Origin of the sequence: Streptomyces fructofermentans (genome assembly GCF_014651055.1) — a bacterium.
Classification (GTDB): Bacteria; Actinomycetota; Actinomycetes; order Streptomycetales; family Streptomycetaceae; genus Streptomyces; species Streptomyces fructofermentans.
The window spans coordinates 117,323-129,703 of the sequence record NZ_BMWD01000020.1; the positions used below are offsets into that span (position 1 = coordinate 117,323).

A 12,381-nucleotide genomic window follows, 5' to 3' on the forward strand; every position below is an offset into this window, starting at 1 on the left:
CCACCCCCGCGCACAGCATGTGGACGGGGGTGGGGACGAGGCCCCGGGGGGCCGAGTGGCTACAAGGTCCGCAGCAGCACCGCCGGTTGCTCCACGCAGTCCGCCACATACCGCAGGAAACCGCCCGCCGTGCCGCCGTCGCACACCCGGTGGTCGAAGGTGAGCGAGAGCTGCACGACCTGCCGCACCGCCAGCTCGCCCTCGTGCACCCAGGGCTTGGGGATGATCCGGCCGACACCGAGCATCGCCGCCTCGGGGTGGTTCACGATCGGGGTGGAACCGTCGACGCCGAACACCCCGTAGTTGTTCAACGTGAAGGTCCCGCCGGTGAGTTCGGCCGGGGTGAGCGTGCCGGTCCTGGCCGACTCGGTGAGCCGGGCGAACTCCGCGCCCAGCGACTCCGCGCCCCGTGCGTGCGCGTCCTTCACCACCGGAACCACGAGCCCGCGCTCGGTCTGGGCGGCGAACCCGAGGTGCACCGCGTCCAGCCGGACGATCTCGCGGGCCTCCGTGTCGACCGTCGAGTTGAGCTCGGGATACCGGGCAAGCGCCGCGGTGCAGATCCTGGCCAGCAGCGCGATCAGGGAGATCTTCGGTCCCCCGGCCGCGTTCATCGCCGTGCGCGCCCGCATCAGTTCCGTGGCGTCGGCGTCCACCCAGCAGGTCGCGTCCGGGATCTCGCGCCGGCTGCGGGAGAGCTTGTCGGCGACGGCGCCCCGGACACCCTTCAGCGGGACGCGGGTGACGCCCGGGGCGGCGGCCGCCCGGCCTTCCGGAAGGGGCGTGTCCTGCGCCGCGGCCCCGGGCACGCCCGCGGGGGCGGCCGCGGAGCGCAGCGCCCGCTCCACGTCGGCGCGCAGGATCAGGCCCTCGGGGCCGGAGCCGGCGAGGTCCCGCAGGTCCAGTCCGTTCTCCCGGGCGAGCCTGCGCACGAGCGGCGAGATCACCGGCACGGGACCGTCCGTCCCGCGACCGGCACCGTCCACGGTGCCGGGTGCCGTGCCGTTCGCGGTGCCGGGTGCCGTGCCGTTCGCGGTGCCGGGTGCCGTGCCGTTCGCGGTGCCGGGTGCCGTGCCGGTCGCGGTGCCGGGTGCCGTGCCGGTCGCGGTGCCGGGTGCCGTGCCGGTCGCGGTGCCGGGTGCGCCCGCCGAAACCAGGGTGCCGGGAGCGGAGGCCGCGCGGGCCGCGCCGGTCCCGGGGTGCGCCCCGCCCGGACCGGTGGGCGCCGCGCTGTGCGGGCCGCCCGGTGCGGGCCTGACCGCGCCCGCCCCTGTCTCGGGCGGACGGACCCTGCGGCGCCGCGCCGGGGCCGCCTGCGTGCCGTATCCCACCAGCACGTTCCCGGAGCCCTCGGCGTCGCCTTCGGGAGCCGGGGTGCCGTCGGCGAGCGGTGCGCCGGAGGCGGGCGCGCCCACCGCGACCGTCAGCAGCGGCGCGCCGACGGGCAGTTCCGTGCCCTCGTCCCCGTAGCGGGCCGTGACCACGCCGCCGTACGGGCAGGGCACCTCCACCATCGCCTTGGCGGTCTCGACCTCGACGACGGGCTGGTCGACGGCGACGACGTCGCCGACCTGGACCAGCCAGCGGACGATCTCGGCCTCCGTGAGCCCTTCCCCGAGGTCGGGAAGCTTGAATTCGAGGACCTGGGCCATCAGCTCCGCGCCTCCCACTGCAGACGCGCCACCGCGTCCAGGATCCGGTCCACGCCGGGCAGATGGTGCCGCTCCAGCATCGGCGGCGGGTAAGGGATGTCGAACCCGGCCACACGCAGCACGGGCGCCTCCAGGTGGTGGAAGCAGCGCTCGGTGACCCGCGCGGCGATCTCGCCGCCCGGTCCGCCGAAGCTCCCCGACTCGTGCACCACGACCGCGCGGCCGGTGCGCCGCACCGACGCGGAGACCGTCTCGTCGTCGAACGGCACCAGGGAGCGCAGGTCGACGACCTCCAGGTCCCAGCCCTCGGCCCGGGCGGCCTCGGCCGCCTCCAGGCAGACGGGCACGGACGGGCCGTACGTGATGAGCGTGGCGCTGCGTCCGCGGCGCCGGACGACCGCGCGGCCGATCGGCTCCACGGCCTGCGGCTCGTCGGGGTTCCACGCGTCCTTCGACCAGTACAGGCGCTTGGGTTCGAGGACGACGACCGGGTCGTCGGAGGCGATGGCGGCCCGCAGCAGTCCGTACGCGTCGGCGACCGTCGCGGGCGTCACGACGTGCAGCCCCGGGGTCGCGATGTAGTACGCCTCGGAGGAGTCGCTGTGGTGCTCGACGCCGCCGATGCCGCCGCCGTACGGAACCCGCACGGTGATCGGCAGGGGCATCGCGCCGCGGGTGCGGTTGCGCCAGCGCGCCACGTGCGAGATGAGCTGCTCGAACGCGGGGTACGCGAAGGCGTCGAACTGCATCTCCACGACCGGCCGCAGCCCGTACATCGCCATGCCGACCGCCGTGCCGAGGATTCCCGCCTCGGCGAGCGGGGTGTCCGTGACGCGGTCCTCGCCGAACTCCTTGACGAGCCCGTCGGTGACCCGGAAGACACCGCCCAGGGCGCCGACGTCCTCGCCCATGACGTGCACGGTCGGGTCCTCGGCCATCGCGTCGCGCAGGGCGCGCCCGAAGGCCTGCGCCATGGTGGCGGGCTTCACCGCGACGGTGGTCATCGGGTGGCTCCTTCGGGGTCGTCGTGCCCACGGGTCTCGGCGTCCAGCTCGGCCCGCAGCATCGCCTCCTGCTCCAGGAGCTGTGTCGTGGGGCGGGCGTACACATGGGCGAAGAGGTCCATGGGGTCGAGCACCGGGTCCTGGTTCATGCGCTCGCGCAGGTCCGCGGCCATCGCCTCGGCGTCCTCGCGGGCGGCGGCCATGCCGGCCTCGTCGATCAGTCCGCGCCCGGTCAGCTCGCGCTCCAGGAGGGCGATCGGGTCGTGCGCGCGCCAGGCCTCGACGTCGGCGTCGTCGCGGTAGCGCTTGTCGTCGTCGGCGTTGGTGTGCGCCTCCATGCGGTACGTCACCGCCTCGACGAGCGTCGGCCCGCCGCCCGCGCGGGCGTGGGCGATCGCCTCGCCGAGCACCTCGTGCACGGCCGCGGCGTCGTTCCCGTCGACCAGTCGGCCCGGCATCCCGTAGCCGACGGCCTTGTGGGCCAGCGACGGGGCGGCGGTCTGCTTGGCGAGCGGCACGGAGATCGCGAAGCCGTTGTTCTGCACGAGGAAGACGACCGGGGCCTGCCAGACGGCGGCGAAGTTCAGCGCCTCGTGGAAGTCGCCCTCGCTGGTGCCGCCGTCGCCGATCATGGCGAGCGCGACCACGTCGTCGCCCTTGAGCCGGGCGGCGTGCGCGAGGCCCACGGCGTGCGGGAGCTGGGTCGCCAGCGGGGTGCACAGGGGCGCGACGCGGTGCTCGCGGGGGTCGTAGCCCGTGTGCCAGTCACCGCGCAGGAGCGTCAGCGCCTGGACGGGGTCGAGCCCGCGGGCGACCGCGGCGAGGGTGTCGCGGTAGCTGGGGAAGAGCCAGTCGCGCTCCTCCAGGACCAGCGCGGCGGCCACCTCGCAGGCCTCCTGGCCCGTGGAGGACGGGTAGACGGCAAGCCGGCCCTGCTTGGTGAGCGCGGTGGCCTGCGTGTTGTAGCGGCGTCCGCGCACCAGTTGCGCGTACAGCCGGCGCAGCAGATCCGGATCGACCTGCGCGGCCGCCTCGGTACCGAGCACGCGGTGGGGCAGCGCGTCGGGCAGCAGCGGCGCGGGATCGGTGCGGGGCTGCCAGGCGGGCGGCGGGGTCGGCCGGTATGCGCCTCGCTGCTCCATGACCGTCATGTCGGCACCTCCTCGTGGGAGCGACTTCGAGAGGCCCGTCGAGGGTGACGCGCCTCACCTACCGATTGTTCGGTCGTCGGCACATTTTGGCTACAGGCACCGCCAGGCTGTGGACAAACGGTTCTCCACAGCCTGAGATGGATGCAGTACGTCCATAGTAGGGAGGCGGGGGGACATGGCACCTGAACAAATGGCCGAAGGGCCGGAGCCCGGGACCCCGCTGCCGCCGCCGCGCCCTCTCGACGCCATAGACCAGGACATCCTGCAGATGCTCCAGGCGGACGGCCGCGCCTCCGTGCGGTCCGTCGCCGAACGCGTCCACGTGTCCCGCGCCAACGCCTACGCGCGGATCAACCGCCTCGTCGAGGACGGCGTCATCCGGGGTTTCGGCGCCCGCGTCGACCACGAGCGGGCGGGACACGGCACCTCGGCGTACATCACGCTCAAGATCGTGCAGAACTCCTGGCGCACCGTCCGCGAACAGCTCAGACTCCTGCCGGGCGCCTCCCACATCGCGCTGGTGGGCGGCGACTTCGACGTCCTGCTCCTGGTGCACACGCCCGACAACAGGGCGTTGCGCGAGCTGGTGCTCACCCGCCTCCAGGCCATACCCGAGGTGCTCAGCACCCGGACGCTGCTCGTGTTCGAGGAGGAGGACCTGGAGCCCCAGGGCTGACCACCGCCCCGGCAGCCGCTCCTGCCCGGCCTTCATCGGCCCGGGCCGCGCCGCCCGCCCGGATCGCCCCGCCCGGATCGCACCGCCCGCCCGGTTCGCGCCGCCCGCCCGGATCGCCCCGCCCGGATCACCCCGACAGGTTCGCGCACGGCCCGCGTACGACCGGAGCCCGCCGGTCCGTGACGGCCCCGGGCCCGGCCCTCAGTCCTCCTGGCGGAGCCCGGCGAAGACCAGCCGTACGACCGCGTCGGCGACCTCGCGCGCGGCCATGCCCCGCACGTCGGGGCGGTACCACTCGACGATCGAGTTGATCATTCCGAAGACCAGCCGCGTCGCGAGCCTGACCTCGACGTCGCCGCGTACGTCCCCGTCGGCCGCCGCGGCCCGCAGCAGCTCGGCCACCTCGTGGTCGAACTCCCGCCGCCGCTCCAGCGCCCAGCGCTCGGTGTCGGTGTTCCCGCGCACCCGCAGCAGCAGCGTCACGTACGGCAGCTCGGAGGTGAGGACCTCGACCATGCGCCGCGTGACGTACTCCAGGCGCTCCACGGCACGCCCCACGCGCGCGTGCTCCTCGTCGAGGATGCCGAAGAGCCCGTCCAGCGCGCGGCTCACCGCACGGCGCAGCAGCTCCTCCTTGCCCGTGACGTGGTGGTAGATCGACGACTTGGAGATGCCGGCGGCCCGGGAGAGGTGCTCCATGGACGTGCCGTCGTAGCCGCGTTCGTTGAAGACCCGCACGGCCACGGAGAGCAGGGTCTCCGGGGTGTAGGTGTCGCGTCTGGCGGTGGTCACGGGGTGCCCTCGCGCTTCTCCGACGCGTACGCGTGGCGGTAGAGGGCGAGGGAGGGCGCGTACCGCCCCGAGGGATCGCGCATGTGCAGGTCGTCCAGGACGTCGTAGGCCCAGCTCCTGCCCAGTCTGCGGCTCCACTCGAAGGGGCCGAGCGGGTAGTTGACGCCCAGCCGCATCGCGGTGTCTATGTCCTCCTCGGTGGCCACGCCCTTGGCCACCGCGTCGTGCGCGAGGTCCACGATGCGGGCCACCGTGCGGGCCACGATCATGCCGGGCACGTCCCCGATCACGCTGACGTCCTTGCCGAGCGCCTGGAAGAGCCCGGTGGCCTCGGCCAGGGTCTGCGTCTGGGTGTCCTGCGAGTGCGACAGGGCGATCCGGGTCGCCCCGCGGTAGTCGAGGGCAAGGTCGAAGTAGACGACGTCACGGAACTCGACGGCGGTCTGGCCGTCCGCGAGGGCGAGCTGGCCGCCGCTCGGCAGCACCAGCCGCGTGCCGTGGTCCTCCTCGTCCTCGCGGACCTGGATTCCCGCCTCTCGGATCAGCGCGACCAGCTCGGCAGCGGGCCCGAGATCGCCTTCGACGACCACGTACGCGGGCGCCTGCGCCTTCTCCGCGGTGTGCGGTTCGGGCCGTTCGGCACCGTCGCCGTAGTCGTACCAGCCGTGCCCCGACTTGCGGCCGTGGCGCCCCGACTCGACGAGCCGGCGCTGCGCCAGCGAGGGCGTGAACCGCACGTCCTGGAAGAAGGCCTCCCAGACCGAGCGGGTGACGGACTCGTTGACGTCCTGGCCGATCAGGTCGGTCAGCTCGAAGGCGCCCATCCGGAAGCCGCCCGACTCGCGCAGGACCGCGTCGATCGTGGCGGGGTCCGCGGCCTGGGCCTCGTGCACCGCGAAGGCCTCGGCGTAGAAGGGCCGCGCGATGCGGTTGACGATGAACCCGGGGGTGTCGGCGCAGGCGACCGGCGTCTTGCCCCAGGCCCGTGCCAGTTCGTACGCGCGCGTGGCCGACGTGACGTCGGTGGCGAACCCCGAGACCACCTCGACCAGCGGCAGCAGCGGCGCCGGGTTGAAGAAGTGCAGGCCCAGGAAGCGGCCGGGTTCCCGCAGGGCGCCGCCGATCGCGGTCACCGACAGCGAGGAGGTGTTGGTGGCGAGCAGGCAGTCCGACGGGACGACGTCCTCCAGCTCGCGCATGAGCTGCTGCTTGACGTCGAGGCGCTCCAGGACGGCCTCGACGACCAGACCCGAGTCGGCGAGGTCGGCGATGCCGGCCGCGGGGCGCAGCCGGGCGCGGGCGGCGTCCCGTTCCGCGCCGGTCAGCCGGCCCTTCTCGACGAGCCGGTCGAGGCGTGCCCCGATCGCCTCGGCGGCGGCGGACGCCCGGCCGGGCACCGCGTCGTACAGGTGCACGGGATGGCCGGCGACGAGCGCGACCTGTGCGATGCCCTGGCCCATGGTGCCGGTACCGACGACGGCCACAGGGCCGGCGAGGTCGAGTGCTGTCATGCTCGCGATCCTCCCGTACGGGGTTTTCCACAGACTCAGCGGACCCCCTTGTCCCGACCGATCGTTCGGTTACTCTAACTCTGTCCGCCCATTCCTGCCCAGGTCGAGAGCCCGACGAAGAGCTCTCGAGACGAGGAGTTGGTCCCTCATGGCCGCCGAACTCACCGCGCACGAGCTGATCGCCAAGCACCGGCCCACTCTCGACCAGGCGCTGGAAGCGATCCGCACGCGCGCGTACTGGTCGCCGCACCCCGAACACCCCAAGGCGTACGGGGAGAACGGCAGCCTCGGCGCGGCGGAGGGCAAGGCCGCCTTCGACGCCCTCCTGGGCGGCCGTCTGGACCTCGGCCAGCCCGGCACGGACGACTGGGTGGGCGGCGAGGTCTCCCCCTACAGCCTCGACCTCGGGATCACCTACCCGCACGCGGACGTCGACACGCTGCTGCCCGCCATGCGCCGGGGTCAGCGCGCGTGGCGCGACGCGGGCGCGGAGACGCGCGCGCTGGTGTGCGTGGAGATCCTCAAGCGGATCAGCGACCGCACGCACGAGTTCGCCCACGCGGTCATGCACACCAGCGGCCAGGCCTTCATGATGGCGTTCCAGGCCGGCGGACCGCACGCCCAGGACCGCGGCCTGGAGGCGGTGGCGTACGCGTACGTGGAGCAGGTCCGCACCCCGGAGACGGCGGAGTGGACCAAGCCGCAGGGCAAGCGGGACCCGCTCGCGCTGACCAAGCGGTTCACGCCGGTGCCGCGCGGCATCGCGCTGATGATCGGCTGCAACACCTTCCCGACGTGGAACGGCTACCCGGGCCTGTTCGCCTCCCTGGCCACCGGCAACGCGGTGCTCGTGAAGCCGCACCCGCGCGCGGTGCTCCCGCTCGCGCTCACCGTCCAGGTGGCCCGCGACGTGCTCGCCGAGGCGGGCTTCGACCCGAACCTGGTGGCCCTGGCCGCCGAGCGGCCCGGCGAGGGCATCGCCAAGACGCTCGCCACCCGCCCCGAGATCAGGATCGTCGACTACACGGGCTCCACGGAGTTCGGCGACTGGCTGGAGGCCAACGCCCGCCAGGCGCAGGTCTACACGGAGAAGGCCGGCGTCAACACGGTGGTCGTCGAGTCGACCGGCGACTACAAGGGGATGCTGTCCAACCTGGCCTTCTCCCTGTCCCTGTACAGCGGCCAGATGTGCACCACCCCGCAGAACCTCCTCGTCCCGAGGCAGGGCATCCGCACGGACGAGGGCCCCAAGTCGTACGACGAGGTGGTCACCGACCTCGCCGCCGCGGTCGGCGGACTCCTCGGGGACGACGCACGGGCGAACGCCCTGCTGGGCGCGATCGTGAACCCCGACGTGAAGGCCCGCGTCGAGGCGGCCTCCGCGCTCGGCGAGGTCGCCCTCGCCTCCCGGGAGATCACCAACCCCGAGTTCCCCGGGGCCGTCGTGCGCTCGCCCGTCATCGTGAAGCTGGACGGTGCCAAGCCCGACGACCAGACCGCCTTCATGAACGAGTGCTTCGGCCCGGTGGCGTTCGCCGTGGCGGTCGACTCGGCCGCCGACGCGGTGGAGCTGCTGCGCAGGACCATCCGTGAGAAGGGTGCGATGACGGTCGGCGCGTACACGACCTCCGAGGAGGTCGAGGAGGCCGTGCGGGAGGCCTGCCTTGAGGAGTGCGCCCAGCTCTCGCTGAACCTGACCGGCGGGGTCTACGTCAACCAGACCGCCGGCTTCTCGGACTTCCACGGCTCGGGCGGCAACCCGGCGGCCAACGCGGCCCTGTGCGACGGGGCGTTCGTCGCCAACCGCTTCCGCGTGGTGGAGGTCCGCAGCGAGGTCTGAGTCCCCGGACGGGTGTGGACGCGGCCGGCCGCCGAGCGCGCGGCCGGCCGCGTCACCCTAGGAGGCGCTCCAGTGGAACAGCGTCATGCCGACACTGGTGGCGAGGTTGTAGCTGGAGACCTGGGGCCTCATCGGCAGGGACACCAGGTGGTCGGTGCGCTCGCGCAGCTCGGCGGACAGTCCCGTGCGCTCCGAGCCGAAGGCGAGCACCGCGTCGTCCGGAAGCTTGAGCCCCCGGATGTCCTCGCCCTCGGGATCGAGGGCGAACACGGGCCCCGGGGGCAGTTCGTCCACCGTCAGGCGCTCCACGGCCGTCGCGAAGTGCAGCCCCGCCCCGCCGCGCACCACGGTGGGGTGCCAGGGGTCGAGGGTCCCGGTCGTCACGACCCCGGTCGCCCCGAAGCCCGCCGCGAGCCGGATCACGGCACCCGCGTTCCCGAGGTTGCGCGGCTGGTCGAGGACGATCACGGGCGCGGTACGGGGCGTGCGGGCCAGCGCCCGCAGATTGGCCTCCCTGGCCGGCCGCACGGCGAGGGCGGCCACCGCGGTGGGGTGCGGACGCGGGACGAGCGCCCGGTAGGTGTCCTGCGGGACCTCCACCAGGAGCCCGGCCAGTGCCTCCCGTACGTCCGGGGCCAGCTCGTCCGCGAGCGCGAGCGCGGCCGCGCGGTCGACGGAGACCGCCACCGGGATGTCCGCCCCGAACCGTACGGCGTGCTTGACGGCGTGGAAGCCGTCGAGCAGCACGGAGGTGCCGGCGAGCCGGTGCCAGTCGCTCACGGAGTCCGTCATGCGGTGAAGCCTACGTGCGTCCGCCCGGCCGGCTCCGGGACGCGTTCGGCCCCCGCGCGCGGCCCCGGCGGCGTACGGCGGGTGCGCGGGACCAGCCGGCCGCGCGCGCGTGCCGCCCATCGGCCCAGGCGGCGCAGGAACGACGTCGGCAGGAACACGGCGTCGGCGGCGATCATCGCGAGGGAGAAGAACGGCAGGCCGAGCACCACGGCGATCACCGCGTGCTCGGTGATCATCCCCGCCAGCAGCACGTTCTTCACACGCCGGTTGAACAGCGTGAAGGGGAAGGCGACCTGGGCGAACACCGTCCCGTACGTCACGATCATCACGAGCGTGCCGTGCGCGGCCAGCGCGTCGGACAGGGCCGGCCAGGGGGAGAAGTAGTCCAGGTGGAGCGGGTAGTGCACGGCGGTGCCGTCCTGCCAGCGCGAGCCCTGGATCTTGTACCAGCCCGCGGTCGCGTAGATCAGGCAGGCCTCGGCCATGATCACGAACAGGGCCGCGTTGTGGACCAGGTTGGCGACGACGTCCAGCAGGATGCGCGGCTGGGCGCTCCGGGCGGACCGGCCGGCCAGCCACCACAGTCCGTGCACGGCCCACAGCCCCCAGAAGAGCGTGCACCAGCCGCCGAGCAGGCCGCCGTCCACCTTCCCCGCGAGCGAGGCGCAGGCGAGGACGAACCCGAGCACGCCCCACAGCACGGGCCCGGCACGGTCAGGGCGCACGACCGGGCGGACTTCGCCGGAGTGGGCTCCCTTGTCGTGGGCGTCGGCGTCGTGGGCGTCGGCGTCGTGGGCGTCCGCGGAGTGCGCCGCCTCGCGCTCCCGGCGCGCACGGCGGCGGTCCAGTGACCACACGAGGCCGCAGCGCGTGAACACCAGGTAGATCGCCATCAGGTGGATGACGTTGTCGCCGCCGTCGCCCATGAAGATGCTGCGGTTCTGGAGGGAGAGCACCCCGACCATGAAGACCACGGACACGGCCCGGGTGTGCCAGCCGAGCAGGAGCAGGGCGCTGGACAGCACGGCGAGCGCGTAGACGATCTCGAACCACACCTGGCTGTCCGCCCACATCAGGACGGTGAAGGCGTGGTTGCTCGCGATGAGCTGCTGGGCGAGGTCCCAGCTCCAGGGGCCGTCGGGCCCGTACAACTCCTGCCGGTGCGGGAACTCGCGCAACAGGAACAGCAGCCAGGTGCCCGCGAAGCCGATGCGGACCACAGCGGCCTGGTAGGGGCCGAGCGCCTCGCCGGTGACGCGGGTGATCGCCCGCGCGAGCACCCGGTCGACGCGGTGGCTGCGGTCGAACCGGCGGATCCGGCCTGCGAGCCGGTCCCGTCCGGGGCCGCCCGCCGTGCCGTGCCCCCGGCTCGGGTCGGGGCTGCTCATCGGGCACTCGCCTCCGTACGCGTCGCTCCGGTGGTTCCGTCGGGCCCGGCCGCCCCCGTGGACCCTGCGGGCCGGTCGGCCTCCGCGGACCGCGTACCGGCCGCCCGGTCCGCCGAGGTCACCTGCCACCAGGGAAGCTGCCGGACGATGGGCTTGTCCGACACCTGCTCCTCGCTCCATTGGGGCGGCGGCACGTTGGTCGTACGCGAACGCACCTGGACCTGGCGCACCACGGCACCCCGGCCGCCCGCCTCCTCCCGGTCCAGGCGCAAGACCACGATCCGGCGCAGATAGCGCTCGGAGAGGTAGCCGCGCAGGCCGCTCGGACGGTTCTCGTTGTCGTGGGTGGCCATGAAGAAGTCCCAGGCGCGGCGCAACTCGTTCTGCTCCGTGTGGCTCGGCAGGAGGTTGCCGTCGATGGCCGCGCCGTCCAGCGCCGAGAGGTCGTACCAGCGGGTCGTGGAGACGCCTCCGTCCGCCGTCGCCACCTCGGCGCGGACCTGGACGGCGATGTTCTGCTGGAGCGGGTTGGGCGCGAAGAGCTTCCAGTTCTGCTCGAACTCGGGATAGACCCACTCGTCGATCGTCCGCCCGTGCTCCTTGCTGACCGTGTTCGACGGGGCGACGTGCAGGAAGACGAGGAGGACGTGCGCACACGCGGCGACCGCGACCAGCGCGAGGGCCAGCGCGGCGGCGATCTGGTACGGCAGGGAGAGGGCGGCGATGCCGGTACGGCGACCTTGCGGCGGGTCCCCCGGGAACGCTGCCCCGGCGAGCACCGCAGCGCTGGGCTGCCGCGGAACCCGCACCGAGGCTTCGTCGAACAGGTCCGGTCCGACCGGGCGGGGGGCGAGCGGGCGGGGGGCGAGCGGGTGGGGGTCGACCGAGTCGAGGTCGGCCGGGTCGACAGCGGCGGCTGCGACGAGGGCGGGCACGGCGGCCGACACGGCGGCGGGCGTGGGCCCAGCGGCGGACGCGGGACCGGCGGCACCCTCCGCGGGGGCGTCCGCGATCGGACTCACGGCGTCGGCATCGGCATCGGCGTCTGTGCCGGCATCTGCACCGGCGTCGGTCTCAGCATCGTCGGCGGCGGTCACGGCGGCGGTGTCCGCGTCAGGCCCCACAGTGGTGTCGGCGCCGGCGTCGGTCTCGGCGTCGTCGCCGGACACGGCAGCGGCGTCGGGGGCGGCGGCAGCGGGCCCGCCCGGCACGGGCAGGGCGGCCGAGCCCTCGTCGTACGCGTCCATTCCGCCCCGTTCCCCGATGTCTGCCGATCCCACCCGCCGCTCCGCGGGGCTGCGACACCCCGGGGCACCGCACCACGGGCGTCGCAGGGGAACCGTACTCAGACCCACCCGCCCGGCACAGCCCCAGCAGACCCGGCGGTCACAAGGTTGTCCACAGCGGCTGACACCTTACGGCCACTGTCCAGCCCTCGAATCGAACGTACCGAACGCCCCGGAGCCTCCGACGGGCGCGTCCGGCACGGGCGCGGCGCCCTCCGGACCGTTCCCTTCTTGTAGAACCTGTTCTATCTTGACGCTCCGTCAGACCGACGGATCCGCCGGGCCGGGA

At 73.6% G+C, this 12,381-nt stretch carries 10 protein-coding genes; 2 read left to right on the forward strand and 8 right to left on the reverse strand.

Annotation, left to right across the window (positions count from 1 at the left end):
- Nucleotides 1-59: 59 nt before the first annotated feature.
- From IE265_RS25455 to pdhA, 3 genes are read right to left on the reverse strand one after another with little or no spacing between them, the layout of a single operon-like run.
- Nucleotides 60-1,652, reverse strand: a complete 1,593-nt coding sequence (locus IE265_RS25455; RefSeq protein ID WP_190038012.1) for a 2-oxo acid dehydrogenase subunit E2 — start codon at nt 1,650-1,652, stop codon at nt 60-62.
- Entirely contained in the window at nt 1,652-2,656 is a 1,005-nt protein-coding gene (locus IE265_RS25460) for an alpha-ketoacid dehydrogenase subunit beta (RefSeq protein WP_190038013.1), read from the reverse strand. Before IE265_RS25460 ends, IE265_RS25455 begins: the two co-directional genes overlap by 1 nt.
- On the reverse strand, nt 2,653-3,807 hold the full coding sequence (gene pdhA, locus IE265_RS25465; RefSeq protein ID WP_190038014.1) for a pyruvate dehydrogenase (acetyl-transferring) E1 component subunit alpha: 1,155 nt from the start codon (nt 3,805-3,807) through the stop codon (nt 2,653-2,655). Before pdhA ends, IE265_RS25460 begins: the two co-directional genes overlap by 4 nt.
- A 175-nt stretch (nt 3,808-3,982) precedes the next feature.
- Between pdhA and IE265_RS25470 the strand changes: the two genes are divergently transcribed.
- Nucleotides 3,983-4,483, forward strand: a complete 501-nt coding sequence (locus tag IE265_RS25470; RefSeq protein WP_373303009.1) for an Lrp/AsnC family transcriptional regulator — start codon at nt 3,983-3,985, stop codon at nt 4,481-4,483.
- Nucleotides 4,484-4,684: 201 nt separating this feature from the next.
- On the opposite strand, the gene IE265_RS25475 is transcribed toward IE265_RS25470, so the two are convergent.
- Nucleotides 4,685-5,275, reverse strand: coding sequence for a TetR/AcrR family transcriptional regulator (locus IE265_RS25475; RefSeq protein WP_190038015.1), 591 nt, complete (start codon nt 5,273-5,275; stop codon nt 4,685-4,687).
- Nucleotides 5,272-6,786, reverse strand: coding sequence for a 3-hydroxyacyl-CoA dehydrogenase (locus tag IE265_RS25480; protein ID WP_190038016.1), 1,515 nt, complete (start codon nt 6,784-6,786; stop codon nt 5,272-5,274). Before IE265_RS25480 ends, IE265_RS25475 begins: the two co-directional genes overlap by 4 nt.
- Before the next feature lie 148 nt (nt 6,787-6,934).
- Here IE265_RS25480 and paaN point away from each other — a divergent pair, with 148 nt between their 5' ends.
- Entirely contained in the window at nt 6,935-8,626 is a 1,692-nt protein-coding gene (gene paaN, locus IE265_RS25485; protein ID WP_190038017.1) for a phenylacetic acid degradation protein PaaN, read from the forward strand.
- A gap of 57 nt (nt 8,627-8,683) precedes the next feature.
- Here paaN and IE265_RS25490 read toward each other — a convergent pair whose 3' ends face one another.
- From IE265_RS25490 to IE265_RS39355, 3 genes are read right to left on the reverse strand one after another with little or no spacing between them, the layout of a single operon-like run.
- On the reverse strand, nt 8,684-9,418 hold the full coding sequence (locus IE265_RS25490) for a TrmH family RNA methyltransferase (protein WP_190038018.1): 735 nt from the start codon (nt 9,416-9,418) through the stop codon (nt 8,684-8,686).
- A complete protein-coding gene (locus tag IE265_RS25495) occupies nt 9,415-10,806 on the reverse strand; it encodes an HTTM domain-containing protein (protein ID WP_229916503.1) in 1,392 nt (463 codons plus the stop codon). Before IE265_RS25495 ends, IE265_RS25490 begins: the two co-directional genes overlap by 4 nt.
- Nucleotides 10,803-12,086 (reverse strand): DUF5819 family protein, encoded by a 1,284-nt coding sequence (locus IE265_RS39355; RefSeq protein WP_373303011.1) that lies wholly within the window; start codon nt 12,084-12,086, stop codon nt 10,803-10,805. The genes IE265_RS25495 and IE265_RS39355 overlap by 4 nt, the downstream gene beginning before the upstream one ends.
- Nucleotides 12,087-12,381: the final 295 nt, after the last annotated feature.